Annotated in this window: 15 protein-coding genes, 2 tRNA genes, 3 rRNA genes and 2 riboswitches; of the genes, 11 read left to right on the plus strand and 9 right to left on the minus strand. The window is 63.8% G+C overall.

Going from position 1 to position 26,905, the window contains the following annotated elements; translation table 11 throughout:
• Nucleotides 1-10 precede the first annotated feature (10 nt).
• Together CJU94_RS21255 and CJU94_RS21260 are read left to right on the plus strand one after the other, a co-directional pair.
• A complete protein-coding gene (locus CJU94_RS21255) occupies nt 11-2,500 on the plus strand; it encodes a CHASE2 domain-containing protein (RefSeq protein WP_095420695.1) in 2,490 nt (829 codons plus the stop codon).
• A 51-nt stretch (nt 2,501-2,551) separates the two neighbouring features.
• Entirely contained in the window at nt 2,552-3,160 is a 609-nt protein-coding gene (locus tag CJU94_RS21260) for a DUF4136 domain-containing protein (protein ID WP_095420696.1), read from the plus strand.
• A gap of 10 nt (nt 3,161-3,170) precedes the next feature.
• Here the strand turns inward: CJU94_RS21260 and bluB are convergent, their stop codons facing one another.
• The 5 genes from bluB to cobA are packed head-to-tail and all read right to left on the minus strand — an operon-like array spanning nt 3,171 to nt 6,997.
• Entirely contained in the window at nt 3,171-3,830 is a 660-nt protein-coding gene (gene bluB, locus CJU94_RS21265) for a 5,6-dimethylbenzimidazole synthase (protein ID WP_095420697.1), read from the minus strand.
• Nucleotides 3,814-5,163, minus strand: a complete 1,350-nt coding sequence (locus CJU94_RS21270; protein WP_095420698.1) for a cobyrinic acid a,c-diamide synthase CobB — start codon at nt 5,161-5,163, stop codon at nt 3,814-3,816. Before CJU94_RS21270 ends, bluB begins: the two co-directional genes overlap by 17 nt.
• Before the next feature lie 3 nt (nt 5,164-5,166).
• Nucleotides 5,167-5,769, minus strand: coding sequence for a cob(I)yrinic acid a,c-diamide adenosyltransferase (gene cobO / locus CJU94_RS21275; RefSeq protein ID WP_095420699.1), 603 nt, complete (start codon nt 5,767-5,769; stop codon nt 5,167-5,169).
• Complete coding sequence (locus tag CJU94_RS21280; protein ID WP_095420700.1) at nt 5,766-6,227, minus strand: cobalamin biosynthesis protein; 462 nt, start codon at nt 6,225-6,227, stop codon at nt 5,766-5,768. Before CJU94_RS21280 ends, cobO begins: the two co-directional genes overlap by 4 nt.
• A complete protein-coding gene (gene cobA / locus CJU94_RS21285) occupies nt 6,224-6,997 on the minus strand; it encodes a uroporphyrinogen-III C-methyltransferase (RefSeq protein ID WP_208645416.1) in 774 nt (257 codons plus the stop codon). Before cobA ends, CJU94_RS21280 begins: the two co-directional genes overlap by 4 nt.
• A gap of 239 nt (nt 6,998-7,236) precedes the next feature.
• Nucleotides 7,237-7,489, minus strand: a riboswitch (cobalamin riboswitch).
• A 67-nt stretch (nt 7,490-7,556) separates the two neighbouring features.
• A riboswitch (cobalamin riboswitch) is annotated at nt 7,557-7,837 on the plus strand.
• A 196-nt stretch (nt 7,838-8,033) separates the two neighbouring features.
• On the opposite strand from cobA, the gene cobW reads away from it, so the two are divergent.
• From cobW to CJU94_RS21305, 4 genes are all read left to right on the plus strand, one after another.
• Entirely contained in the window at nt 8,034-9,125 is a 1,092-nt protein-coding gene (cobW, locus tag CJU94_RS21290) for a cobalamin biosynthesis protein CobW (protein WP_279636652.1), read from the plus strand.
• Between the two features lie 6 nt (nt 9,126-9,131).
• Nucleotides 9,132-12,935, plus strand: coding sequence for a cobaltochelatase subunit CobN (gene cobN / locus CJU94_RS21295; protein ID WP_095420702.1), 3,804 nt, complete (start codon nt 9,132-9,134; stop codon nt 12,933-12,935).
• Complete coding sequence (locus CJU94_RS21300) at nt 12,932-14,002, plus strand: magnesium chelatase ATPase subunit I (RefSeq protein WP_095420703.1); 1,071 nt, start codon at nt 12,932-12,934, stop codon at nt 14,000-14,002. The genes cobN and CJU94_RS21300 overlap by 4 nt, the downstream gene beginning before the upstream one ends.
• A gap of 137 nt (nt 14,003-14,139) precedes the next feature.
• Nucleotides 14,140-14,679: a vWA domain-containing protein gene (locus CJU94_RS21305; RefSeq protein ID WP_095422724.1), complete on the plus strand. Its 540-nt coding sequence runs from the start codon at nt 14,140-14,142 to the stop codon at nt 14,677-14,679.
• A 37-nt stretch (nt 14,680-14,716) separates the two neighbouring features.
• Here CJU94_RS21305 and CJU94_RS21310 read toward each other — a convergent pair whose 3' ends face one another.
• Nucleotides 14,717-15,661, minus strand: coding sequence for a flagellar brake protein (locus tag CJU94_RS21310; protein WP_095420704.1), 945 nt, complete (start codon nt 15,659-15,661; stop codon nt 14,717-14,719).
• Between the two features lie 657 nt (nt 15,662-16,318).
• Between CJU94_RS21310 and CJU94_RS21315 the strand changes: the two genes are divergently transcribed.
• From CJU94_RS21315 to rrf, 5 genes are all read left to right on the plus strand, one after another.
• Nucleotides 16,319-17,849, plus strand: a 16S ribosomal RNA gene (locus CJU94_RS21315).
• A gap of 78 nt (nt 17,850-17,927) precedes the next feature.
• A tRNA-Ile gene (locus CJU94_RS21320) sits at nt 17,928-18,004 on the plus strand.
• A 65-nt stretch (nt 18,005-18,069) separates the two neighbouring features.
• Nucleotides 18,070-18,145, plus strand: a tRNA-Ala gene (locus tag CJU94_RS21325).
• Between the two features lie 317 nt (nt 18,146-18,462).
• Nucleotides 18,463-21,341: ribosomal RNA gene (locus tag CJU94_RS21330) — 23S ribosomal RNA — on the plus strand.
• Between the two features lie 230 nt (nt 21,342-21,571).
• Nucleotides 21,572-21,684 (plus strand): 5S ribosomal RNA (gene rrf / locus CJU94_RS21335).
• The 16S, 23S and 5S rRNA genes sit together here with 2 tRNA genes alongside, the layout of an rRNA operon.
• A 121-nt stretch (nt 21,685-21,805) precedes the next feature.
• Here the strand turns inward: rrf and CJU94_RS21340 are convergent.
• The 3 genes from CJU94_RS21340 to CJU94_RS21350 all read right to left on the minus strand — a co-directional run bounded on the left by CJU94_RS21340 (nt 21,806) and on the right by CJU94_RS21350 (nt 26,434).
• On the minus strand, nt 21,806-22,888 hold the full coding sequence (locus tag CJU94_RS21340) for a lipocalin-like domain-containing protein (protein ID WP_244221082.1): 1,083 nt from the start codon (nt 22,886-22,888) through the stop codon (nt 21,806-21,808).
• Nucleotides 22,889-23,130: 242 nt separating this feature from the next.
• The gene (locus tag CJU94_RS21345; RefSeq protein WP_095422726.1) at nt 23,131-25,683 is read right to left on the minus strand and encodes an FtsX-like permease family protein; all 2,553 of its coding nucleotides are present in this window, start codon (nt 25,681-25,683) and stop codon (nt 23,131-23,133) included.
• Nucleotides 25,684-25,696: 13 nt separating this feature from the next.
• Nucleotides 25,697-26,434, minus strand: coding sequence for an ABC transporter ATP-binding protein (locus tag CJU94_RS21350; RefSeq protein WP_095420705.1), 738 nt, complete (start codon nt 26,432-26,434; stop codon nt 25,697-25,699).
• Between the last annotated feature and the right edge of the window lie 471 nt (nt 26,435-26,905).

The raw sequence follows: 26,905 nt of genomic DNA on the forward strand, positions 1-26,905 counted from the left end.
AGGCAACGCTTTGCCGACCACCTCTACGCGCCTGAGCCTCGATCCACGCGCCCGTCTCGGACGGCGCGCCGGCCGCCGCTTCCTGATCGAATGGGCGGGCATCGGCTGTCTGGGCATCGTGGTGATTCTGCTCAGTTCGCTTGGCCGCCTGAGCGCGAGCGTCGATCATCTGGTCTACGACCGCTTTCTGAGCCTGCACACCCAGCCTTTGCTGCGCGATATCGTGGTGCTCGAAATCGACAACGCGAGCATCGCGCAACTGGGCCGCTGGCCGTGGCCGCGCAGCGTCCACGCAAAGCTGCTCGAACAGATCGCAAGCGCGAAGCCCGCCGCAGTGATCTACGACGTCCTGTTCACCGAGCCCAATCCGCAAGACGCCGAGCTCGCCCGCGCCATCGCGCTGAGTCCGACCTATCTGCCGGTGCTGCTGAGCGCGCCCGATAGCGCCGGGCGCCGCACCGTGGTCGAGCCGGCGGGGCCGCTCGCGCATGCGGCGGCGGGGCTCGGCCATATCAATCTCGAAGTCGACAGCGACGGCATCGTGCGCAGCGTCGCGCAATACGAGGGCGACGCCGACTCCCGCTGGCCGCAATTGATGGTGCCGGTCGCCGAGGCGGTCGAACATGGCGCGCTGCATCGGGATGGCCGCCGGCCCGCCCGCGCTTCGGCCGTGGCCGCGTCCGGCCACGACGGCGGCGAAGACCGTTTCCTGATCCCGTTCGGTCCGAACGCGCAGCACTATCCGACGCTGAGTTTCGCCCGCGTACTCGCCGGCGACGTGACGCCGGAGCAGTTGCGCGGCCGCATCGTGCTGATCGGCGTGACCGCGTCCGGCTTGTACGACCGCTTTGCGACGCCCGTGTCCGGCGAACTCGGGCCGCTGCCCGGCGTGTATATCCATGCGAACGTGCTCGACACGCTGCTGACGGGCCGCGAGATCGAGCCCGCCGCGCGCTGGGCGCTGTTCGCGGTGTCGCTCGTGCCGCTTGCCGCGCTGCTGGCCGGTTTTCTGGTGCTGTCGCCGCGCCGTTCGTTGCTGCTGACCGGCGCGCTGTGCGTGCTCGCGTCCGCCGGCAGTGCGGTCTTGCTGTACGGCGCGCGGCTGTGGCTGTCGCCGGTGCCGGCGATCGTCGGCGTGGTGGCCGTCTATCCGATCTGGAACTGGCGGCGCCTTGAAATGACGATGGCCTATCTGCGCGAAGAACTGCAACGCCTCGCCGACGAACCCCATCTGCTGCCGGAAACGCCGCAGCGCCGCCGCGAATTCGGCGGCGACGTGCTGGAGCAGCACATGGCGCTGATGGCGCAGGCCGCGCAGCGCGTGCAGGACATGAAGCGTTTCGTGTGGGACAGCCTCGACAGCATGCCGGAGCCGATTCTCGTGAGCGACGTGCGCGGCGTCGTGCTGATCGCGAATCATGCCGCCAAGGCGCATTTCGCGCGTCTGGGCGCGCCGCTGCCCGAAGGCCGTCCGATGCGGGACGTGCTGGGCGGCCTGACGCTCGTGAAGACGATCGACGGCGACGCGGCGTCGGATGCCGAAAACAATCTGCTCGCGCGCGCGCACTGGCCGGCGCCGCTCGATCCGGCGCGCCACGAATTCGCCGCGCTGATGGCGCATGGCGTCGAAGTGCGCGACGCCCGCGAGCGCGACCATCTGCTGCGCTACGCGAACTGCACCAACGAGCAGGGCGAGACCACCGGCTGGATCGCGGGTCTCGTCGACGTGTCGGCCTTGCACGCGGCCGAGCGTCAGCGCGAAGACGCGCTGCGGCTCCTGTCGCACGACATGCGTTCGCCGCAGGCGTCGATTCTGGCGCTGGTGGAGATCGAGCGCGCCCGCCGCGAGCCGGTGCTCGCGCGCGGCTTGCTGGAGCGTATCGAGCGCTACGCGCAGCGCGCGCTCACGCTTGCCGACGACTTCGTGCAACTGGCGCGCGCCGAATCGCAAACGTATGTGCTGGAACCGGTGAGCCTGACAGAACTGCTGATCGACGCCAGCGACGAGGTCTGGCCGCAGGCCCACGCGAAGCGCATCGCGTTGCACACGGAGACCGCCGCGAGCGATGCCGCCGACGACGGCGGCCACTGGATCTGCGCCGACCGTTCGCTGATGACGCGCGCGCTCGTCAACATTCTGAACAACGCGGTCAAGTACAGTCCGCCGGATACGCAGATCGTGTGCAGCGTCGCGAGCGCGACGCCCAAGGCCGTGCCGGGCGCGGCGCGGCGCGTGTCGTGCACGATTCGCGATCAGGGTTACGGCATTCCGAAGGAGCAGCAGGCGGGCCTGTTCGAGCGCTTCCGGCGCTTTCACGAAGCCGAGCGGCCCGACGTGGGCGGTGCCGGGCTCGGCATGGCTTTCGTCAAGACGGTTGTCACGCGCCACGGCGGCGATGTCGAGGTGGCGAGCGAACCCGGGCAGGGCACGGCGTTCACGATCCGCCTGCCGGTGCTCGAAGAGGCGCAATCCGGCGCCGCCCTCACGCCGCGGACTTGATCCATGAATAGCACCTTAGCGCGCCTTAGCGCACCTTAGCGAAGCGAGAAGATGGTGAAAGCAATCCTGATCGGTGCCGCGCTGGCTGCGGCGAGTCTCTCCGGTTGCGCGGGCCTGAGCGCCGACGTGCATACCGCCGCCACCGCGAACGCCGCCGCCGTGCTGCAAGGCGAACGGACCTACGCGATTTCGCGCATGCCGTCGCAAGAGGCCAGCGCGGATCATCCGCGCTTCGAAAGCTTGCTCACGGACGAGTTGGCCAGGCAGGGCCTGGTCGAAACGGCGGGGCCGTCGGCCCGTTATCTGCTCTCGGTGGCTTACGACACGCGGCCGGCGGCGATCGGTGTCGGTGAAAAAGGCTGCACGCCGGGCGACTGCGGGCGCGCGCGCGACGCCCCGTTCTCGCTGTTCAGCGGCCGGGCTTACCGGCACGCGCTGACGCTGCGTTTCTTCGAGCGCGCGAGCGGACAGGAAGTGTATAAAGTCAGCGCGTCGAGCAGCGATCGCGACGCGGATCCGCTGCATGCCATGCCCGCGCTCGTCAAAAGCGCGCTGGCCAGGTTTCCGTTCGATGCGCCGCCCGACTGGCGTGTGAAACTGCGTACCGACAAAACGGGCGGCGTGCCGGTGGTGACCTCGGTGAAGCCGCTGCAACCGTAACGCGCCCGCGTCATTGCGGCGCGTTGCGGTCCTCCGGCCAGCGGTTTTCGAAGACGCAGTCGGCGAGCGGCAGACGGCTCGCCCAACGTTCGGTTTCCAGCATCGGCTCGCTGTAGAACTGGTCGACGTGCCCCAGACACAGAATCGCCACGGGCCGCGCGCCGTCGGGCATGTGCAGCAGCCGGCGCACCGCGTCGACGTCGAACAGCGACACCCAGCCCATGCCCAGACCTTCCGCGCGCGCGGCGAGCCACATGTTCTGGATCGCGCACGCCACCGACGCGAGGTCCATCTCCGGCAAGGTGCGGCGGCCGAAGATATGGCGCTCGCGTCCGTCCATCAGCGCCATCACCAGCAGCTCGCCGCATTCCAGCATGCCTTCCACTTTCAGCTTCATGAATTCTTCGCGGCGTTGGCCGAGCGCGTCGGCGGTGGCGAGGCGTTCGGCTTCCACCGTGTCATGCAAGGCCGCGCGCAGCGTGGAATCGGTGATGCGCGCGATCCGCCATGGCTGCATGAAGCCGACGCTCGGCGCGTGATGCGCCGCGTCGAGCAGACGCCGCAGCACGGCCGGGTCGACCGCATCGCGCACGAAATGGCGCATGTCGCGGCGTTCGTAAATCGCGCGGTAGACGGCGTCGCGCTCGGAATCGTTAAAAGGCTGCGCCATGGAACAGGGCGGCCGCGAAGGCCGGGTTGGAGGGCCAGTAAGCGTGCATGTAGCTCGCCACGATCGAGCCGGCGCGGTAGACGGCTTCGCCGGGCGCGCCGCCTTGCGGCCGGGTGGCCGAGCGCAGCGGCATGAGCGGGGTGTTCAGCTTCGAATAGTGAAACGTGTGGCCGGTCATCGGCCCGTGCAGGCTGTCGATCTGCTGCATGCCGAGCGCGGTGAAACGCGTTTGCATCGTCGCGTGGCCGGGCAGCAGGCCGAGCATCGGCGTGCTGGCGCCGTGCGCGTCGGTGAGCCGGTTAAGCAGATAGAGCATGCCGCCGCATTCGGCCACGAGCGGCTTGCCGGCGCCCGCGTGCGCGCGAATGCCGGCGGCGCTGCGCGTGTTGCCCGCCAGCGCCGCCGCGTGCAGTTCCGGGTAGCCGCCGGGCAGGTACAGCGCATCAGCGTGTTCGGGCAGTGGCTGGTCGGCGAGCGGCGAAAAGTATTCGATCCGCGCACCGAGGGCTTCCAGCAGCGCGACGTTGGCCGGATAGATGAACGAGAATGCGGCGTCGCGCGCGATGGCGATCGTCCGGCCTTCCAGCAGGCGCGGCAGAGGCTGCGGCGCGGGCGCGCCGAACTCGACCGGCGGCGGCAGTTCGGCAAGCGGGGTGCCGCCGAGCGTGTCGGCGGCGTGATCGAGGCGCGCGTCGAGATCGTCGATTTCGTCCGCCTGGTGCAGGCCGAGGTGACGGTCGGGCAGCGCGATTTCGTCGCTGGCGGCAATGTGGCCGCACCAGCGCAGCCCATGCGGCAACGCCTCTTCGAGCATCTGCGCGTGCCGCGCGGAGCCGACGCGGTTGGCGAGCACGCCGTAAAACGGCACCTGCGGCCGGAATTGCGCGAGCCCGAAGGCCACCGCGCCGAAGGTCTGCGCCATCGCCTTCGCCGAAATGACCGCGAGCACCGGCACGCCGAAGGTGGTGGCGAGATCGGCGCTGCTCGGCGTGCCGTCGAACAAGCCCATCACGCCTTCGATCAGGATCAGATCGGCTTCGGCGGCCGCTTGCGCGAGCAGGTTGCGGCAGGCGGTTTCGCCCACCATCCACAGATCGAGCGAGAGGACGGGCGCGCCGCTCGCGCGCGCGAGGATCATCGGATCGAGAAAGTCGGGTCCGGTCTTGAAGACGCGTACGCGTCGCCCCAGCCGCCGATGGTAGCGCGCCAGACCCGCGGTGATCGTGGTCTTGCCCTGGCCCGACGCGGGCGCGCTGATAAAGAGGGCGGGGCACGCTCCGGGCGAAGTCTCCCCGGCAGACGTGTCGGCGGCCGTGCCGTGGGGGCCGGTCATCGCTCAGAACTCCACGCCGCGCTGCGCTTTCACGCCCTGCTCGCGATACGGATGCTTGACGATGCGCATTTCCGTGACGAGGTCGGCTGCTTCGATCAACGCGTCCGGCGCGTGACGGCCGGTCACCACCACGTGCACCATCGGCGCGCGCGCGGTCAGTACCGACAGGACTTCGTCGAGCGGCAGGTATTCGTACTTGAGCACCGTGTTCAGTTCGTCGAGGATCACCATCTGATACTCGCCGCTCTCGATCATGCGGCGCGCTTCATCCCAGCCTTTGCGCGCGGTCGCGATGTCGGCGTCGCGGTTCTGCGTGTTCCAGGTGTAGCCGTCGCCCATTGTGACGAAATCGCAATTGGCGATCGCGCCGAGAAAGTCTCGCTCCGACGTGTGCAGCGCGCCCTTGATGAATTGCACGACGCCGAGGCGCATGCCGTGGCCCAGCACGCGCACGGCCATGCCGAACGCGGCGGTGGTCTTGCCCTTGCCGGTGCCGGTGTTGACGATCAGCAGGCCTTTCTCGACGGTGGCGTTGGCCTGTTTCTTCTCGTGGCCTTCGCGCCGGCGCTCGGTCATGCGTTGGTGCGATTCGGGATCGGTCTTCATGGCAGGTTCGGTTCCTGAGTGTCGTTGTTGGGGTGTTCGTGATCAGCGACGGTGGTGGTCGTGGCGATCGCCACGGCGACGCCGGCATGCACCGTTTTGCGCATGAGGAGCGCGGCGCGCGGCACGTCATTGCAAGCGGCGAGGTCGCCGAGCCCGGCCGTTGCGGCAAGCAGCGCGCACGGCTCGCACACGCCGTCCACGCCGAGGTGCCCGCGCACTGCCGCCGAAGGCTCCGTCACGGGCATCGCCGCGATCTGTGCACGGCTGAAGAATGTCAGCGGCAGGGCATGACGTGCGCAGAATTCGCGCAGGCCCGTTTCGCCGGCTTTGGTATCGACCGAAGCCACGGTGCGGATTGCGTCGAATGCATGCGGGCCGAGCGCGGCGCGCACCGCCGCTTCGATCTGCTCAGCCGGGCTGTGCAAACGGCAGCCAATGCCGACGCTCAGCGTTTTCATGGCGTAGCCGCTCCGTGCGCGCCCGGCGTCGCGGCATCGGCCTGCGCCGCTGCGCGCATCAACGCGAGCGACACCACGCCGCCGATCACCACGATCGCCGGCGAGCCGAGTCCGGCGCGCGAGACGGTAGCGGCGAACTCGCCCAGCCGTGCGAGCGCATGGCGTTGCTCGGGACGGGTGGCCGACTCGATCGCCGCGCATGGCGTGTCGGCGCTCATGCCCGCCGCGAGCAACGCGCCGACGATATCGTCGAGCCGCCGCATGCCCATATAGATCACGAGCGTCATCTGCGTGGCCGCGAGCGCGGCCCAGTCCGGCTCGCCGCTGCCCGCGCCGTGCCCGGTGACGAACACCACGCCTTGCGCGTAGTCGCGATGCGTGACCGGAATGCCGATGGCCGCGGGCGCCGCGATTCCCGCCGTAATGCCGTTGATGACTTCGACCTCGACGCCGGCGGCATGCAGCGCCTGCTGTTCTTCGCCGCCCCGGCCGAACACGAACGGATCGCCGCCTTTCAGGCGCGCGACGCTGCGCCCGGCCCGCACATGATCAAGCAACTGTGCGACGATGCCGGCCTGCGGCGTGGACGGATGTCCGCCGCGTTTGCCGACGTAGACGATCCGTGCATCGGCGCGCGCGAACTGCAGCACCTCGGGATTCACCAGATCGTCGACCAGCACCACATCGGCTTGCGCCAACGCGCGGGTCGCCTTGAGCGTCATGAGTTCGACGTCGCCGGGTCCGGCGCCGATCAACCAGGCGCGGCTCATCGCGACGTGCACGGCAAGCGCCATGTCGTGACGTGCGGATCGGGGCGAAGCGCGCGGGAGCGCCGGATGGCGGATTTTTGGGGCATGCGGGCTACGGATTCGGGCACGGCGACATGCGCGGCTCGCAGCGGTCCTTTGGGGGAACTCGCACGCGAACGGACGCGTGACGTCGTGCTTCAGCGCCTTCACATCCGTCCCTCGCGGATTCCGGCGGCCGGCGGCGCGATGTTGCCTGAGGTTCGCCGCCTCCGCGTCTGGCCGGTATCCGGGCTGGCGGCCTCATGCGCTTTGCCTTCCCGTCCGCATTCATTGGCATGTGCGGGACAGTGGCATAGAAAAAACGCATGCGCGGCGCGAGACGAATCAACATCGCGCCGCAGGTCGCTTACCGTTGCGGGGACAGCACAGGTTGAGCGCATGAAAGCGCGGCCTGTTTCCCGTTTAACTGCACACGCGAATGCATGTGCGGGCACCAAACGCGCGCATACGATAGCACACGGCGCCCCGCCCGATAAGCGCTCGCGGCTTGGGTTTCCTTGACGGCATCGGGCCGCGGGCCTACACTCGCTCGCACTTTGGTGCTCGTGTGCGCGCTCGTGCGCATGCAGTTAAACGGGAAACAGGGCACCCGCCTGCCATGGATCGGGTCAACCTGTGCTGCCCCCGCAACGGTAAGCGAAATGTGGCGCTACGGTCAGTGCTGTAGCGCCGCAAAGCCGGCTTCGATGTCCACGCGCAAGGCCGCGTCGGCATATCACCACTGGGCGAGAAATCACTCGTCCGGGAAGGGGAAGCGGCGCTATCGCCAGCCCGGATACCGGCCAGAATACGAAGGGCGAACGCCGCGGGGATGCGGCGGTGCGTTCATGATCTCAATTCCGCTTTCTGTTTACCGTTGTCGCGGCAATCCGTCGTTCGTCCCCGTGTTTGATTTTCGCCGTGGCTTGCCAGGCCCATGTCGGGTTTGTCAGGACCATACGGACAGACGCGCGGATACGCCGGCAGGCACGTGCAACTCCTACGGATGGACCTCACGATGCAAACCCAGATGCGCAAGATCCCCGTCACCATCGTCACAGGCTTTCTCGGCAGCGGCAAGACCACGCTGCTGCGGCATATTCTTCAGCATGCGGGCGGCAAGCGCATCGCGGTCATCGTCAACGAGTTCGGCGAACTCGGCATCGACGGGGAAATCCTCAAGGGTTGCGGCATTGGATGCGATGAAAACGGCGTCGAAACCGAAGGCCAACTGTATGAGCTCGCAAACGGCTGCCTGTGCTGCACCGTGCAGGAAGAGTTTTTTCCGGTGATGGAAAGGCTGGTCGAACGCCGCGATCAGATCGATCACGTGCTGATCGAGACGTCGGGCCTCGCATTGCCGAAGCCGCTGGTGCAGGCATTCAACTGGCCGCAGATCAAGAACAGCTTCACCGTGGATGCCGTGGTCACCGTGGTGGACGGTCCGGCTGCGGCAAGCGGCCAGTTCGCCGACAATCCGCTCGCCGTGGATGCACAGCGCAAAGCCGATCCGAATCTCGATCACGAGTCGCCGCTGCATGAACTGTTCGAAGATCAGTTGTCCGCCGCCGATCTGGTGATCCTGAACAAAACGGATCTGCTCGACGACGCGCAGCAAAACGCGGTCGAGGCGGTGATTCGCGAAGAGATTCCGCCGCAAGTGAAGATCGTGCGCGCGCAGAAGGGCCAGCTCGATCTGCATACGCTGCTGGGCCTCGAAGCGGCCTCGGAAGACACGATCCACTTGCGCCACGATCATCACGGTTCCGCCGGCGACGCCGACCACCATCACGACGAATTCGATTCGGTGGTCGTACACGCGAACGCGCCTTCTCGCGAAGCGGTGATCGCCGCGCTGCAAGGCCTCGTCGAAACGAACACGATTTATCGCGTCAAGGGCTTCGCGGCGCTGCCGGGCGCGGCGATGCGTCTGGTGATTCAGGGCGTGGGCCGCCGCTTCGACAGCTATTTCGATCGGCGCTGGCAAGCGGGCGAAAATGGTCCGAGCCGCTTCGTGCTGATTGGCGAGGATCTCGATCAGGCCGCGTTGCAGCGTGCGTTCGACACGGCGCTCGGCGTCCCGTCGGCCGTCGAAACGCAACAGGCGTAAGCGCTCATGCATCTGCTGCGCACCACGCCGGGTGGCTTTGTCGACGATACGCAGGGCGTGATCCGTATCGATCAGCAGCCCGCCGATATCGTGGTGCTCAGTTCGGCCGACACCACGCTGTCGCTGCTCGCGAGCGTCTTTCCGCGGCTGGGCGAGGGTTTCCCCAGCGTGCGGCTCGCCAACGTCACGTATTTGCGGCAGCCGGCCTCGGTCGATTTCTATGTCGAAGACGTCTTGCAGCATGCGCGCGCGGTGGTGGTCGATCATCTCGGCGGCGAGGCCTATTGGCCTTATGGCATCGAGCAGGTGGTGGCGCTCGCCGAGCGCAAGCAGCAGACGCTCGCAATGTTCTCCGGCGATCTGCAGGAAGATCCAAACCTGCTCGCGCGCAGCACCGCGAGCGCCGAGCTATGCCATCAACTGTGGCGCTATCTGCGCGAAGGCGGCCCGCAAAATGCCGAAGCGTTCCTGCGCTGTATCGCGCACCGCGCCGTCGGCTGGGGGCGCGAGCCTGCGCCGCCGCGCGCGTTGCCCGCCGCGACGCTCTACCATCCCGAGCGGGACACGCCGACGGTTGCCGACTGGCAGGCGCGCTGGCAACACAACGCGCCGGTCGCGGCGATTCTGTTCTACAAGGCGCATCTGCAGGCGGCCAATACGGCCGTGTTCGACGCGCTGATCGATGCGCTCGAGTCGCAGGGCCTGAATCCGCTGCCGATTGCGATTACCTCGCTCAAAGACACGTTGAGCCGCGAAGTCGTGCAATCGCTGTGCGCCGAGCACAAGGTCTCGCTGGTGCTGAATACGACCGCCTTCGCCGCAAGCGCGATCGACGACCCCGAGCCGCTCGCGCTCGCCGGCGACGCGCCGGTGTTCCAGGTGATTCTCAGCGGCGGCAATCGCGAAGACTGGCAGAAGGACAATCAAGGCCTCAATTCGCGCGATATTGCGATGCATATCGCGCTGCCGGAAGTGGACGGCCGCATCATTACGCGCGCTGTCAGTTTCAAGGGCCTTGCATACCGTTGTCCGCACACTCAGGTCGACGTGGTGCGTTATCAACCGGATGCCGGGCGGGTGGCTTTTCTCGCCGAGCTCAGCCGCCGCTGGTGCCGTCTGCGCTCGCTCGACAACGCGGACAAGAAACTCGCGCTGATCCTCGCCAATTATCCGATGAGCGAGGGGCGCATCGGCAATGGCGTGGGGCTCGATACGCCGGCCTCGGTGGTGGGCATTCTGTCGATGCTGCGCGACGAAGGCTATCGTCTCGCCGATTTGCCCGCGAACGGCGACGCGTTGTTGAAGAAGCTCACCGAAGGCGTGACCAACGATCCGGTGGTGCGCGATCTGCGTCCCGCGCTGCAAAGCCTTGCGCTAGACGACTATCTTGGGTACTTCAACGCCTTGCCCGCTGAGGCGCGGCACGCATTGAACGCGCGGTGGGGCACACCCGATCAGGATCCGACGCTGAGGCGCGGCCGTTTCATGATCGCGGGCTGGCGGTGCGGACAGGTGTTCGTCGGCATTCAACCCTCGCGTTCGCGCGAACAGGGCGATTACGCCAGCTATCACGACGCCGACCTCGTGCCGCCGCACGCCTATCTGGCGTTCTATTTCTGGTTGCGCCACCAGTTCGGTATCGACGCAATCGTGCACGTCGGCAAGCACGGCAATCTCGAATGGCTGCCTGGCAAGAGCGTCGCGTTGAGCCACGCCTGCTGGCCCGATCTGATTCTCGGGCCGATGCCGCATTTGTACCCGTTCATCGTCAACGATCCGGGCGAGGGCAGCCAGGCGAAACGCCGCGCGCAGGCCGTCATCATCGATCACCTGATGCCGCCGCTCACGCGCGCCGAAAGCTATGGGCCGTTGCAGGATCTCGAGCGCCAGGTCGACGAATACTATGAAGCGCTGATGGTCGACCCGCGCCGCTCGAAGCTGTTGCGGCGCACGATTCTGGCGACCATCGTCGAACACCGGTTGCATGAGGAGTTGAGTCTCGCGGCGCCGAGCGGGCAGGACGATGAAGACGTGCTTCTCACGCGGGTCGATGCGTGGCTGTGCGAGTTGAAGGAAGCGCAGATTCGCGATGGCCTGCATACGTTCGGGCAATCGCCTGACGGTGTGCAACGGCGCGACACGTTGCTGGCGTTGGGGCGCTTTCCAGTCGGCGACGGGCAAGGCGCGAAAGCCGGCTTGATCGATGCGCTGGCGCGCGATCTGCATATGGACCACCTGTTCGATCCGCTGTCGGTGGACTGGTCGGCGGCATGGGACGGACCGCGTCCCGATCTGCTGCGCGATGTCAGCGATGCGCCGTGGCGCCACTGCGGCGACACGCGCGAGCGTCTGGAGTTGCTGGCGGCGTCGCTGTTGCGCGGCGTGTGCGAGGCTCGACCGGAGGCGTCGGCGGTGACGCTTGCTGCCGGCTTGCCGCAAACGGAGCGCGTCGTCGAGCGACTGCGTGAGGACGTGCTGCCGCGGCTCGACGCGTGCGGTCCGCAGGAAATGCTGCAGTTAAAGCGTGGTCTCGAAGGGCGATTCGTGCCACCGGGGCCGAGTGGTTCGCCGTCGCGTGGACGGCCCGATGTGCTGCCTACCGGCCGCAACTTTTATTCGGTCGACACGCGCGCCATTCCCACGCAAGCGGCCTGGTCGCTCGGCTTGAAATCCGCCCAGCAACTGATCGAACGGCATATGCAGGAGAAGGGCGATTATCCGCGCGCCATCGGCCTCTCCGTGTGGGGCACCGCGACCATGCGCACCGGCGGCGACGATATCGCCCAGGCCCTCGCGTTGCTCGGCGTGCGGCCGAAGTGGGCGCCGGGCAGCCACCGCGTGACCGATTTCGAAATCATGCCGATCGCGGTGTTCGACCGGCCGCGTATCGATGTCACCTTGCGTGTGTCCGGTTTCTTCCGCGACGCCTTCGCCAATGTCATGCACTTGTTCGACGCCGCCGTGCAGGCGGTGGCGGAACTCGACGAGCCCGAAGACCTGAATCCGATTCGCGCGCGCGTGCTGCGTGAACGCGATGCGCTCATCGCGCGCGGCATGGACGCCGCCGAAGCGCGCAGGCGCGCCGGCTGGCGCGTGTTCAGCGCACGGCCGGGCGCGTACGGCGCCGGTTTGCAGGACATGATCGACTCGCGCCACTGGCAGACCGACGCCGACCTCGCGAACGCCTATCAGGCGTGGGGCGGTTACGCCTATACGCAAAAGAGCGCGGGCGAAGAGGCGCATCACGCTTTCGGCACGCGCCTCGCCGCGATGGACGTGGTGCTGCAAAACCAGGACAACCGCGAGCACGACCTGCTCGATTCGAACGACTACTACCAGTTCCAGGGCGGCATGGTCGCCGCGGTGCGGCATCTGGCCGGCGATCAGCCGAGCGTGTATCACGCCGATCACAGCAATCCGGCCGCGCCGCGCGTGCGCACGCTGCATGAGGAAATTGCGCGCGTGATCCGCTCGCGCGTGGTCAATCCGAAATGGCTCGATGGCGTGAAGCGTCACGGCTACAAGGGGGCGGCGGAAATCGCCGCGACCGTCGATTATCTATATGGTTACGATGCGACCGCGCGCGTGATCGCGGATCATCAATATGCGCTCGTGACCGATGCCTATCTGAACGACGCCGACACTCGCGAGTTCTTGCAGCGGCACAACCCGCACGCGTTGCATTCGATTTGCGAGCGCCTGATCGAGGCCATGCAGCGCGGGTTGTGGCAGACGCCCGGCGACTATCGCGCGCAGGTCGAACAGCATCTGCTCGCGAGCGAGCAGCAGATTGAAGGAATGCAAACATGAACTCGGCAATCGAGCGGCCCGTTTTTCCCTTCGCCGCGCTGATCGGCCAGGCGCCCTTGCAGCAGGCGCTGTTGCTGGCCGCCATCGATCCGGCCTTGGGCGGCGTGCTGATCACGGGGCCGCGCGGCACGGCCAAGTCGACTGCGGCGCGGGCGCTGGCTGAGTTGTTGCCCCAGGGGCAACTGGTGAATCTGCCGCTGGGCGCGAGCGAAGATCGTTTGATCGGCACGCTCGATATCGAAACGGTGCTGCGCGACGGTTCGGTGCGCTTCTCGCCCGGACTGCTCGCCAAAGCGCACCGCGGCGTGCTGTATGTGGACGAAGTGAATCTGCTGCCCGACGCGCTCGTCGACGCCTTGCTCGACGCCGCGGCGAGCGGCGTGAATACCGTCGAACGTGATGGCGTATCGCATAGCCACGACGCGAGCTTCGTGCTGATCGGCACGATGAATCCGGAAGAGGGTGAACTGCGGCCGCAACTGATCGACCGTTTCGGCTTGATGGTCGAGTTGCAGAACTGCTTCGAGCCGCGCGTGCGTCAGGCGATCGTGAAGGCGCGACTGGCGTTCGATCTCGATGCGCAGGGTTTTCGTGCGGCTTATGCGCAGCAGCAGGCGGCTTACGTGCAGCGGATTGGAGCGGCGCGCGCCATGCTGGCGCAACTCGCGTTCGACGACGCGGTGCATGCGCATGTCAGCAGGCTGTGCATCGACGCCGCCGTGGACGGTCTGCGCGCCGATCTCGTGATGCTGCGCGCGGCGCGTGCGTTGGCGGCGTTCGAACAGGCGGCGGCAGTGACGGTGGAGCATGTCGATCGGGTTGCGCAGGCGGTGCTGCTTCATCGGCGCCATGCTCGCGAGTCGCAAGTGGATCGTGTTGCGCATGAGAGCGACGCTTCTGCTCGCGGGGGCCTGGAACGGCCGTCCATGTCTTCGTCTGCGGCTGCGCAAGGCGATGCGCCGCCGGCCGACGCCGCCGGCGATAGCGATTGGGGCTACCTCGCGCCCGAGCCGGCCGCGACCATGCAGGTCAAAGGCGTCATACCGCTCAACGCAAAAAAACGCTGAGCCATCGGAAGGGCGCCGCCGCTGACTCGCGCAGCGGTTTCCGATGGCGGCAAGGCGCGGGCGCGGGCGCGGGTGTGCGCAGCCGTTCGCGCGGCACGCCGGGCAAGCGCATCGCGTGGCCCCAGACACTCGCCGCGATGCGTGACGGCGCGCTGCGGGCCGAGCATCTGCGCTTCATGCACGAGGCGCCGCGCGGCGGCGTGCTGCATTGTTTCGTGCTCGATTGTTCCGGTTCCATGCTGACCGGGCAGCGCCTCGCGCTCGCCAAGGGGCTGTTGGTCGCCTTGTTCGACCGCGCGAGCGCCGCGCGCGCCGAGGCCGCGTTGGTTTGTTTCGGCGGGGTGGGCGCGGACGTGCGATTCGGCCCCGCCGTGCCGCGCTGGTGGAACGAGCGGTGGCTGAGTCCGGTGGGCGGCGGTGGCGGCACGCCGCTCGCCGCCGGCGTTCGGCGAGCAAGCCAGCTGCTCGCCCACAGCGCCCGCCGCAAGCCCGCGCAGCAGCGCTGGTTATGGATTCTGACCGATGGCCACACGCGCGACACGCCCGTGCGCCCGCTCGACGTGGATGAAGTCGTGTTCGTCGATTTCGAGCGTGAGGGATTACGGCTGGGCCGTTGCGAAGCGCTCGCCGATGCCTGGGGCGCGCGTCGGTTGACGCCGGATGAATTGATGGGTTGAGCAGCAGGCGCGCGGTGCTGCTCAACGTCCCGCCGATTTATTTCAAGCCGTTCGACCAATACACTACGTCGTCCTGGCGATCGAATACGAAGACTTTCATCGCCATCTGCTGGGTGGCGTCGAGTTGATCGAGTTCGAGTCCATGAATCGACGGCTCGCCCGGCCCCTTGCCTATGTGCACATTGCGGATCACAGCCGTGGTTTCGATCTCCGTATCGAGATCCTTCGATTTCAGACGGAACGCGAGGCGCAACCGGTCGCCGACAGCGCCCAGGGTCCACGAGGCGGCGAGCGACATGCCCAGCGCACTGATGCCTTTCGCTAGCCCGAGCCCTTCATACGATTGTCCGCTTTCGCCGATGCCGAAACGCACCGCGAGGTGCGTGCGAACGCGGATCGACTTGCGTTCGCGCAGGCGACGGATCACGCCAGGCTTCGATAGCACGACGTAGTCGAACGGTGAGCGGCAGATCGCCTCGACCGTACAGACGAAACGAAATACCGCATGGCTGGCTATCGCGACGAGTTCAATGTTTTCGCCGAGGCCCAGCGGGAGCATGCGGCCGTCGTGTAGCGGCGGCGTGACGAACAGCGCGTGATTCGGCGCGAAGCCGATGATGCGGCACGGATGCATCGGCGCGCCGCTGCCCAGTTGCGGGCGCACGCCGATCAAGGCGCCGATTTCAAGGTGCATGTCCTTCAGCGTCAGCGGCGTGGCGGGGTCGGCCTGAGTACCGGGTTGGGGCAATGGCTGCGTGGCCGTATCCAGTAAGTCACCGCGTTGCGGATGGAAGTGCGCGAACAGGAAGTTGCGCTCGTCCGGGGAGGCCAGGATGTTGCCGGCGGCGAAAAGGAGCGTGCCGTCGGTGTCGACGATCGGCCAGTCGAGGGCGGTGCCCACCGGGACGTGATCCGGATTCAGTGCTGGTGTCTGCGCGGCAGGTGCGTTTTCCTCGACGTTTTCCTCGAGTGGATTATCCATGGGGCAGCGGTTATTGGAGTGACGGGATATCTAGATTGACGGCTGGGGAGGGAAAAACTTTAGTGCTGTCGAAGAGGGGCGTGACTTTCGTTTCTTTCGGCGTCTTCTTCCGGTCGGGTGTCGGGCGCTCTCGCTATATATATCTATAGCGAGGATGGTCGTTACCCGGTGGGTTCGGCAGAGGTGCGCTCACTTATCACTGGCTGGTTGTCGCGAGTACGATTGCCTCGCGAGCAGGCAATTGAGTCGGATGACTAACTAATTTGCCGGTGTTGTGAAGGCGGCCTGTTTCGACGCTTCTCTACTTTCTGAAAAATATTGCGCGAAGGGGGTTGACGGCGTGCCAGTCGCTCTCCATAATCTCGTTTCTCTGCTGCTGATGCAGCGACGCAGAACGAAGCGGTGCCGGGTAGCTGGAAGTGCGGTGCTGGTTCGGTAGTGAATGCGGACTCGATCTTTAAAAATTAACAGCCGATAAGTGTGGGCGCTTGATGCGCGATGCGGGCTGGATTCTCCGGAGTCTGGCGCAAAGCAAAAGTATCAAGTCTCACACAGTAATGAAAGGAAGGTTTGACTGTCGCAAGATGGTTGGATCATTCGTCAGTACGTTGAGTGAGCGACCGGGTTCGAAAGAGCCCGAAAAACAGTAACAGGTTTGAACTGAAGAGTTTGATCCTGGCTCAGATTGAACGCTGGCGGCATGCCTTACACATGCAAGTCGAACGGCAGCACGGGGGCAACCCTGGTGGCGAGTGGCGAACGGGTGAGTAATACATCGGAACGTGTCCTGTAGTGGGGGATAGCCCGGCGAAAGCCGGATTAATACCGCATACGATCTTTGGATGAAAGCGGGGGATCTTCGGACCTCGCGCTGCAGGGGCGGCCGATGGCAGATTAGCTAGTTGGTGGGGTAAAGGCCTACCAAGGCGACGATCTGTAGCTGGTCTGAGAGGACGACCAGCCACACTGGGACTGAGACACGGCCCAGACTCCTACGGGAGGCAGCAGTGGGGAATTTTGGACAATGGGCGAAAGCCTGATCCAGCAATGCCGCGTGTGTGAAGAAGGCCTTCGGGTTGTAAAGCACTTTTGTCCGGAAAGAAAACCTCTTGGTTAATACCTGAGGGGGATGACGGTACCGGAAGAATAAGCACCGGCTAACTACGTGCCAGCAGCCGCGGTAATACGTAGGGTGCAAGCGTTAATCGGAATTACTGGGCGTAAAGCGTGCGCAGGCGGTTCGCTAAGACAGATGTGAAATCCCCGGGCTTAACCTGGGAACTGCATTTGTGACTGGCGGGCTAGAGTATGGCAGAGGGGGGTAGAATTCCACGTGTAGCAGTGAAATGCGTAGAGATGTGGAGGAATACCGATGGCGAAGGCAGCCCCCTGGGCCAATACTGACGCTCATGCACGAAAGCGTGGGGAGCAAACAGGATTAGATACCCTGGTAGTCCACGCCCTAAACGATGTCAACTAGTTGTCGGGTCTTCATTGACTTGGTAACGTAGCTAACGCGTGAAGTTGACCGCCTGGGGAGTACGGTCGCAAGATTAAAACTCAAAGGAATTGACGGGGACCCGCACAAGCGGTGGATGATGTGGATTAATTCGATGCAACGCGAAAAACCTTACCTACCCTTGACATGTATGGAATCCTGCTGAGAGGTGGGAGTGCCCGAAAGGGAGCCATAACACAGGTGCTGCATGGCTGTCGTCAGCTCGTGTCGTGAGATGTTGGGTTAAGTCCCGCAACGAGCGCAACCCTTGTCCCTAGTTGCTACGCAAGAGCACTCTAGGGAGACTGCCGGTGACAAACCGGAGGAAGGTGGGGATGACGTCAAGTCCTCATGGCCCTTATGGGTAGGGCTTCACACGTCATACAATGGTCGGAACAGAGGGTCGCCAACCCGCGAGGGGGAGCCAATCCCAGAAAACCGATCGTAGTCCGGATCGCACTCTGCAACTCGAGTGCGTGAAGCTGGAATCGCTAGTAATCGCGGATCAGCATGCCGCGGTGAATACGTTCCCGGGTCTTGTACACACCGCCCGTCACACCATGGGAGTGGGTTTTACCAGAAGTGGCTAGTCTAACCGCAAGGAGGACGGTCACCACGGTAGGATTCATGACTGGGGTGAAGTCGTAACAAGGTAGCCGTATCGGAAGGTGCGGCTGGATCACCTCCTTTCTCGAGCTAACGCGTCAGGTGTTGAGCGCTCACGCTTATCGGCTGTGAAATTGAAGACAGATACGCAGACAGACTCAGGGGTCTGTAGCTCAGTCGGTTAGAGCACCGTCTTGATAAGGCGGGGGTCGATGGTTCGAATCCATCCAGACCCACCACTGATTCTGCGGTGGCTGACCGGTGAAACCCCTGGGATGAAAGCAGATCTGATCTGTGCATGACTGGGGGATTAGCTCAGCTGGGAGAGCACCTGCTTTGCAAGCAGGGGGTCGTCGGTTCGATCCCGTCATCCTCCACCAATCCTCAATGCCAAGGGTTCAGTTGAACTGAATGTTTGGCATTGGCGATTGAGCCAGTCAGAGTGATACGCGGTTATAGCAACTGCGATATCGGCTGTCGTTCTTTAACAATCAGGAAGAAGTAGTAAAGAGATTCACGAAAGTGTACTTAGAGATGGGTGCGCAAGTAGGTGAATCAGGGTTGTGATTGTATCAATGTATGAAAAGGTGATCGAAAGATTGCCTTGGAATACGGCGCAACACGAATACTCAACCTGTAGCGATTGTGGCGAGCGTGTGATTCCCAGTGGATCACACATGAGACACACCCGTTATAGGGTCAAGCGAACAAGTGCATGTGGTGGATGCCTTGGCGATCACAGGCGATGAAGGACGCGGTAGCCTGCGAAAAGCGGTGGGGAGCTGGCAAACGAGCTTTGATCCACCGATATCCGAATGGGGAAACCCGGCCCGTATGGGTCATCCGTAGCTGAATACATAGGCTACGTGAAGCGAACGCGGTGAACTGAAACATCTAAGTAACCGCAGGAAAAGAAATCAACCGAGATTCCCAGAGTAGTGGCGAGCGAAATGGGACCAGCCTGTACTCTTTATCTTCATTGTTAGTCGAAGGCTCTGGAAAGTGCCGCCATAGCAGGTGATAGCCCTGTAGACGAAAACAGCGAGGAAGAACTAGGTGTACGACAAGTAGGGCGGGACACGTGAAATCCTGTCTGAAGATGGGGGGACCATCCTCCAAGGCTAAATACTCGTGATCGACCGATAGTGAACCAGTACCGTGAGGGAAAGGCGAAAAGAACCCCGGGAGGGGAGTGAAATAGATCCTGAAACCGCATGCATACAAACAGTCGGAGCCTCGTAAGGGGTGACGGCGTACCTTTTGTATAATGGGTCAGCGACTTACATTCAGTGGCAAGCTTAACCGATTAGGGCAGGCGTAGCGAAAGCGAGTCCGAACAGGGCGTTCAGTCGCTGGGTGTAGACCCGAAACCAGGTGATCTATCCATGGCCAGGATGAAGGTGCGGTAACACGTACTGGAGGTCCGAACCCACTAACGTTGAAAAGTTAGGGGATGAGCTGTGGATAGGGGTGAAAGGCTAAACAAACCTGGAAATAGCTGGTTCTCTCCGAAAACTATTTAGGTAGTGCCTCGTGTATCACCTTCGGGGGTAGAGCACTGTCATGGTTGTGGGGTCCATTGCGGATTACTACGCCATAGCAAACTCCGAATACCGAAGAGTGCAATCACGGGAGACAGACATCGGGTGCTAACGTCCGGTGTCAAGAGGGAAACAACCCAGACCGCCAGCTAAGGTCCCCAAATATTGCTAAGTGGGAAACGAAGTGGGAAGGCTAAAACAGTCAGGAGGTTGGCTTAGAAGCAGCCATCCTTTAAAGAAAGCGTAATAGCTCACTGATCGAGTCGTCCTGCGCGGAAGATGTAACGGGGCTAAGCAATATACCGAAGCTGCGGATGCACATTTATGTGCATGGTAGGAGAGCGTTCCGTAAGCCTGCGAAGGTGCATTGAAAAGTGTGCTGGAGGTATCGGAAGTGCGAATGCTGACATGAGTAGCGATAAAGGGGGTGAAAGGCCCCCTCGCCGTAAGCCCAAGGTTTCCTACGCAACGTTCATCGGCGTAGGGTGAGTCGGCCCCTAAGGCGAGGCAGAAATGCGTAGCTGATGGGAAGCAGGTTAATATTCCTGCACCATTGTTAAATGCGATGGGGGGACGGATCGCGGAAGGTTGTCCGGGTGTTGGAAGTCCCGGTCCTTGCATTGGAGAAGGCGCTTAGGCAAATCCGGGCGCGGAATTCAAGGGTGCGAGGCCATTCACTTCGGTGAAGAAGCAACTGGAAGTGGTTCCAAGAAAAGCCTCTAAGCTTCAGTTTAACAAGACCGTACCGCAAACCGACACAGGTGGGCGAGATGAGTATTCTAAGGCGCTTGAGAGAACTCGGGAGAAGGAACTCGGCAAATTGGTACCGTAACTTCGGGATAAGGTACGCCCCTGTAGCTTGACTGGCCTGCGCCAGAAGGGTGAAGGGGTTGCAATAAACTGGTGGCTGCGACTGTTTAATAAAAACACAGCACTCTGCAAACACGAAAGTGGACGTATAGGGTGTGACGCCTGCCCGGTGCCGGAAGATTAAATGATGGGGTGCAAGCTCTTGATTGAAGTCCCGGTAAACGGCGGCCGTAACTATAACGGTCCTAAGGTAGCGAAATTCCTTGTCGGGTAAGTTCCGACCTGCACGAATGGCGTAACGATGGCCACACTGTCTCCTCCCGAGACTCAGCGAAGTTGAAGTGTTTGTGATGATGCAATCTCCCCGCGGCTAGACGGAAAGACCCCATGAACCTTTACTGTAGCTTTGCATTGGACTTTGAACCGGTCTGTGTAGGATAGGTGGGAGGCTTTGAAGCGTGGACGCCAGTCTGCGTGGAGCCGTCCTTGAAATACCACCCTGGTTTGTTTGAGGTTCTAACCTTGGTCCGTTATCCGGACTGGGGACAGTGCATGGTAGGCAGTTTGACTGGGGCGGTCTCCTCCCAAAGTGTAACGGAGGAGTACGAAGGTACGCTAGGTACGGTCGGAAATCGTGCTGATAGTGCAATGGCATAAGCGTGCTTAACTGCGAGACCGACAAGTCGAGCAGGTGCGAAAGCAGGTCATAGTGATCCGGTGGTTCTGTATGGAAGGGCCATCGCTCAACGGATAAAAGGTACTCTGGGGATAACAGGCTGATACCGCCCAAGAGTTCATATCGACGGCGGTGTTTGGCACCTCGATGTCGGCTCATCTCATCCTGGGGCTGTAGCCGGTCCCAAGGGTATGGCTGTTCGCCATTTAAAGAGGTACGTGAGCTGGGTTTAAAACGTCGTGAGACAGTTTGGTCCCTATCTGCCGTGGGCGCTGGATATTTGAAGGGGGCTGCTCCTAGTACGAGAGGACCGGAGTGGACGAACCTCTGGTGTACCGGTTGTCACGCCAGTGGCATCGCCGGGTAGCTATGTTCGGAAGAGATAACCGCTGAAAGCATCTAAGCGGGAAACTCGCCTTAAGATGAGATATCCCCGGGGCTTCGAGCCCCTTGAAGGGTCGTTCAAGACCAGGACGTTGATAGGTCAGGTGTGGAAGCGCAGTAATGCGTTAAGCTAACTGATACTAATTGCCCGTAAGGCTTGATCCTATAACAGGTGTGTCTTGCGATGATCGTTAGTGCTTCAGCACTTACGAGCATCCCACCCCCGAAGGGGGCACGCGTGAACTCCAGATGGGGCACGCAGAACGCACGGTTGAGATCAGTGTTGTGCCAACAGAAACAACACAACCCCACGCTCTACCCTGGTGAGCATCACCAGAAACTACTTCTTCCAGATTGGCTGGGCTGTCCCCGGGACAGCCGAGCAACAAGTCATGCCTGATGACCATAGCGAGTCGGTCCCACCCCTTCCCATCCCGAACAGGACCGTGAAACGACTCCACGCCGATGATAGTGCGGATTCCCGTGTGAAAGTAGGTAATCGTCAGGCTCCCCAGCAGCATCAGAAACCCCACCCCCAAAAAGGTGGGGTTTCTGCGTTTACCGGCCGCCGTCCCCGGACTACCCGGAATACCGGTCACCCCCGCCACTACCGGCGCGGCAAACCGCCTTCACTCCTTCCCCAGCCGCAGCGCCTTCGCGTAACCCGTCAGCTCCAGATAGGCCCGCCCCACCTCCACGCCTTCCCGGCTCACCCGTACCGCACCTTCCCAGTACGGGGCGCCCGTCGATTGCCTCGAATCGAGTTCCTGATCGTCCATCAAAGGATCGAGTCGCCACCTTAGCGTGCCCGTTTTGACCGTCATCGAAACGGGATAGGAGGTGTTCGTGCGCGGCGAGCGCCATGTGCGCAGCGGCGTAAAGTCGACCTGGCCGGCACCGAACGTCGTCACGTCGCCGTCGGGTTTGCGCAATGCGGCGTGCGTCCATATGGCGTGACCGTCGCGACCGCGAACCTTGAATGCCATCAGGGCCGAGCCGTCGGTGAGGTTGGCGCCCAGCCAGTCCCATCCCACCGCATCGGCGTCGAGCAACGTGCTCGACCATTCATGATCGAGCCACGCCATGCCGGTCACGGCAGTCTCGCCATGCGACGGGCTGCCCGCCCCGACCGGCCGGACCACGCTGCCACTCACACGCAATTGCGGCTCGCTGTAGTAATAGCTCGCCTGCTCGGCGCGCGGACCTTTGCGTGAGTAGCCGCGTTCGCCCTGGATCAAAGGGGCTTGAGTCGGCGTCAACATGAGATGCAGCGCGAAGCCGTTCGCATCGACAGTGACGTCGTAGTGACCGTCGGCGGCCCGCATCATCTTCCATGCGTCGAGTTTGACGTCGGTATTGGCTGGCTTCGCATAAGCGAGCCCGAAGCCCTGGCGCGCCATGCGCTGATCGTGCGCAAGATGGCCGAGCGCGGGGTCGCTTAACGCGGCATGGGCAATGATCAATTGCGACGGCGCAAAAGCGCTCGGGTCGGCAGCGTCGTGACCGGTGGCCGAACGGAAGAAGGTGATCTGAAAACCGAGCGGCCGATTATCCGGCGTCGTGAGCCAGCCTGTCGCGTACCACCACTCGGTGCGAAAAGCCGCATGCGCGCCGCTGTCCTGCGCAAGGGCGATCGCATGATCAGGTGTGACCGCCGCGAATTCGGGTGTTGCGGCGAACGCGGTCGAGAGAGTCAGCGTTCCGATAGACAGCCAGCCGCAAAGCCGCGGACTTCTGCGCCGTGGCGTCACGCAACGGGACTCAATTAACGGCCGGCGCGACCGCTCGCGTGCGATCAATACGCCGCTTGACGCGGCCTCAGCCAAAGCCAGACTTGCTGCCCGCGGAGCGCGCCGCCGCCGCAAGCCGAGGCAAGCTTCGCCGCAGACAGGATCAAGGCGCGCCGCGGCCACACGCAAAATCCATCGCGCCACCTCGCGCGGGAGCGCCCGCATTACCAATCCTCCTTCACGGCGCGCACCGCATCCACCGACACCGCGCCGCGTCCCGCGATCACCGCGGTCGAACAGGACGAAGCGAGCATCACCAGCGCGATAGTGCTTAACGCCGTCCAGGGCACGTGCAGTGACATGCTCCAGTGAAACGACTGTGGATTAACGACGAATACCAGAATCAGACTGATCGCGAATCCGAGAACGAAGCCCATGGCGATGCCGCACGCGGTGAGCATGCCGCCCTCGAGCGCAAGAATGGCGAGCACCTGCGAGCGCGTCACGCCGACGTGCCGCAGCATGCCGAACTCACGGGCCCGCGCGAGTGTTTGCGCGGAAAACGTCGCCGCCACGCCGAACAACCCGATCACGATAGCGACGGCCTCGAGAAGATAGGTGACCGCAAAACTGCGATCGAAGATCACCAGCGTGCGCGCACGAATCTCACCCGGCAGCGACAGGTCCAACGACGCGCCGAAGGGCAGTGCGCGCAGTCCCGCGGCAACGCGCTCGACGCTCGCCCCCGGTGCAACGGTGACGGCCACGTCGGTTGCATTCGTGTCGCCGGTCAAGCGCCGGTAATCGGCGAGCCGTATCTGGATCGCGCCGGTCTGCCGCGCATAATCGCGCCATACGCCGGCCACCACGAACACGTGTCCGGGCTCGCCAAGCGGCAATCTCACACGCTGGCCCGGTTTGTATCCATACAGATCGATCATTGCTTCGGATACCCAAACAGGTGTTTCATCCGCATGAAGCTGGGAGGGCGGCAGCACTGCACCCGTCATCTGCAGATTCGCGCCCGGATCGGCGGCGTCGATTTCCCGCGCGAGCAGGGCGATATCGGGCCGCGCCGGGTCGAGCGCGAGATGCGAGATCCGGGCAAAGGCGGCGGTTTTGATGCCCGGCACGGCTGCCAGCAGCGACTGTTCATCGGGCCGAAGACCGCCGGTATCGCCGTTTGGCGCCACGCGTACATAGAGGTCGGCGGAGAGCAGGTGAACCAGCCAGTCTTCGACGGACACCCGGAAGCTCGCCACCATGATGGCCATCGCGACGATCAGCGCAAAGCTCGACAGCACGCCGCCCATTGCGATCGAAGCGTGCCCCGGCGCATTCGCAATACGGGCGAGAGCGAGCGTGCCGACCGCGCCAGTGTGGCGCCGCGTTGCAACGGCCCGGCTCGCCGCGCCGAAGATGAGGGCGGTCACGCGCGGCATCATCGCGATCCCGCCCACCAGCAGCAGGGCGACGGCCGCGTAGCCGCCAATCGGCGCATCGAACAACGGCGGCAATTGCGTGAGCACGGCGGCGGCCAGCAGGCATAGCAACGCTGGCCACGGTGTGGCAAGACGCGCCAACGCGCCTTCTTCGGCGCCGGCCTTGAGCGCCGCGGCGGGCCGCGCACGCACGGCTTCCAGTGCGGGCGCGAGACTCCCCAGCACCGACACGGCGAGCCCAAGCGCCAGAAATAACGCGCTCGCCAACGGTTCGAAACCGACGTGCGGCTGGACACCGGGAAAGTAGCCCCCGCCCAGGTCGCTGCCGAAAAATTGCAGCGCGCCACTCGCCATCGCATAGCCGAGCGCGAGTCCCGCGAGCGAGCCGAGCAGGCCGAGCAGCGCGCCTTCCATCAGAATCTGGCGCAGCAGTTGGCCGCGTGTCAGTCCAAGCACGCGCAGCATGGCGAATTGCGCGCGCCGCCGCACGACGCTTAATGCCTGCGTCGAAAACACGAGAAACGCACCGGTGAACAATGCCACCAGCGCGAGCACGTTCATATTGATCCGATACGCACGGGAGAGGCGATCGGTGCGGCTTTCGGCGTCACGGGTTGCGGCAACGACCCACCGGCTGCCGAGCCGCGTTTGCAGATCGCGCCTGAAACGCTCCCTGTCGATGCCGCGTTCGAGCTGCACATCGACGCGCGACAGCTTGCCGAGCTTGCCGAACTTCCATTGCGCGGCGGCGATATCCATGATCGCGAGCCGCTGGCCGGGCCGCGTTCTGACAATGCCGCCGGCCACCCGCAAACGCACGATCGCGGTGCCGCTTCGCAGCGCCACCGCGTCGCCGGCTTTGACGTTCAGCCACTGCTGGGCTGCTGGCGAGAGAAACACGGCGTCGGCTGCGAGCGTATCGAACGGCCGATCCGGCGAGGGCACGCCGGTCAGATCCGGCGCGATACGGCTTGCCTTGAACACGTCGATGCCGAGCACAGGCAGTGCCGCGCTCCGCTCGGGCACGGTGACATCCAGTGCGAGCACGGGGCTGGCCAGCGCGACACCGGGTGCGTTCGCGAGCAGCGGATAAACGGCTTCGTCGACCCAAGGTTGTGCTCCGCGCACCTGCAGGTCGGCGTCGCCCGACAGACTGCGGGCCGCCGCGGAGAATTCGTTGAAGGCCGCGCTATTGATCAACTGCACGGCGTAACCGAGCGCGACGCCGAGCGCGATCGCTGCGATCGCCACCAGCGCGCGTCCACGATGACTGCGCCATTCGGCGCCCAGCAGCCAGCGCGCGAGGACGCGGTGCCCTTGTCCGCGCACTCGCATACGCAGCGGTGAATCAGCGCAGATCATCGGCGGAAGGCGCCGGGAACCGGGAGCCGAAAGGCGCGGCTGGCCGGGGCGAAGCGTGCAGGCCGCCGTCGCTCAGAATCAGGATGCGGTCGGCCACCGCGGCGGCGGCTTGCGAGTGCGTCACCATGATCGTTGCCGCGCCGCTCGCCTTGCTTTGTGCGCGGAACAGGCCGAGCACGTCGTGCGCGGTGTCGGGGTCGAGGTTGCCGGTGGGCTCGTCGGCGAGAATCAGCTTCGGGCGATGCACGAGGGCTCGCGCGATCGCGACGCGCTGCAATTCGCCGCCCGAGAGTTGGCGCGGAAAGTCCTCGCCACGTCCGCCCAGACCGACAGCCGCGAGCATGTCGGGTGCGGCGGCGGTGGGCAGATCGTTGAGCAGCAGGGGCAGTGCGACGTTCTGCGCAAGCGTCAGGTGCGGCAGCACGTGAAACGCCTGAAAGACGAAGCCGAGTTTTTGCCGGCGCAGGCGCGTCGCCGCGCTGTCGTCCAGACGCGAAACAGCGCTGCCGTCGATGATCACGTCGCCGCTATCCGCGCTGTCGAGCCCCGCCACCAGATTGAGTAGCGTCGATTTGCCGACGCCGGAGTCGCCCATGATCGCGACGAACTCACCCGGCGCGAGCGTGAAATCCAGCTGCGCCAGCACGACGCGGCCCGCGCCGTATGTCTTGCAGAGCCCACGGCACTCGAGTGCGGGAACGGCGCCTTCGTCACGAAGCAGCATGCGGTTTCCGAAATGTGTGGCCGGGCAGGACGGCGTCCCGAAAGGCGAATGACGCGGCACGCTCATGCACCCCATCGGCTCCCGAATCGCCGAAGTATATTCGGCTTCTGTAAGGCGCGCAGAAGCCTCGCGTACCTGCTACGACTGGTTCGAAGAGGAGCCGGTCGATCCGCGCACCGATCGTCTCAGGTCCCGCGTGCCGGCTTTATTTAGAGTGCCGGATCAAAAAATTTTTTGTCCGCCGATGCGCAAAATTTTTTCCACGGCTTCGAAAAGCAGGCCCACGGCGTTCTATGCGTGGACACCTTCTGTTCCGGACCGGAAGGCATGCTGAAAGCGGTCTCGCAAATGTCGACAACAGGCTGCCAATTGCTGGCTTTGTCGTGCAAATTCGCTCCCGGCAAGATAATTCCGCGAGTTTGTGCGTCTGCACATTTTTATCCATTTCGCAAGCGCAGCCGGGGCAATAAC

The organism is Paraburkholderia aromaticivorans (assembly GCF_002278075.1).
Classification (GTDB): Bacteria; Pseudomonadota; Gammaproteobacteria; order Burkholderiales; family Burkholderiaceae; genus Paraburkholderia; species Paraburkholderia aromaticivorans.